Origin of the sequence: Hydrogenophaga sp., from assembly GCF_031426985.1 — a bacterium.
In the GTDB taxonomy this organism is placed as follows: Bacteria; Pseudomonadota; Gammaproteobacteria; order Burkholderiales; family Burkholderiaceae_C; genus Hydrogenophaga.
Genome location: NZ_JASJOY010000026.1, coordinates 1 through 720 on the forward strand (window position 1 = coordinate 1; position 720 = coordinate 720).

Genomic DNA, 720 nt, shown 5'->3' on the forward strand with positions numbered 1-720 from the left:
CGCACGCGGTCAGCTACACTGCTTGGAGCGTACGACGACGCCGCAAATGGACATCCTTGGCATGGCATGGCATGAACCAAACACAGCGAACGTGCGGTGAACAACGATAGGAGTGGATATGCAGTTCTTGATGTTCGTGGGCGGCCTGCTCGCGTTGGTCGTAGGTGCCGGCCTGCTGGTGCGCGGCGCGTCGAAGCTGGCGTTGTCCTTTGGCATCTCGCCACTCGTCGTCGGACTGACCGTCGTCGCCTTCGGCACCAGCGCCCCGGAAGTGGCCGTGTCGGTGGGCGCCGTGCTGGATGGGCGGGTCGACATCGCGATCGGCAACGTCGTAGGCAGCAACGTCTTCAACGTCCTGTTCATTCTCGGTGTCAGCGCGCTGATCGTGCCGCTGGTCGTGAACATTCAGCTCATCCGCCAGGAGGTTCCGATCATGATCGGTGCCTCGCTGCTGCTGCTGCTGCTGTCGCTCGACGGGCGGATCGGCCTGCTGGATGCGGCGCTGCTGCTGGCGCTGCTCATCGGCTACACCGTCTTCCTGGTGGTGCAGTCGCGGCGCCAGACCCGCGCCGCGCAGGATGAATACACCGAAGCGCTCGCGCCCGCGGTGACAACCACCTGGGACCGTCCGCCGCTCGTGCAGATCGGCCTCGTGCTGGCAGGCCTCGCCGCTCTGGTGCTGGGCGCGCAATGGCTGGTCGAGGCCGCGGTGACCTTCGC

The 720-nt window shown here is 65.8% G+C and carries 1 protein-coding gene; it reads left to right on the forward strand.

What is annotated here, in order from left to right:
- Window positions 1-118: 118 nt before the first annotated feature.
- A partial coding sequence (locus RMP09_RS03855) for a sodium:calcium antiporter (protein WP_409559681.1) occupies window positions 119-720 on the forward strand: 602 nt, incomplete at its 3' end.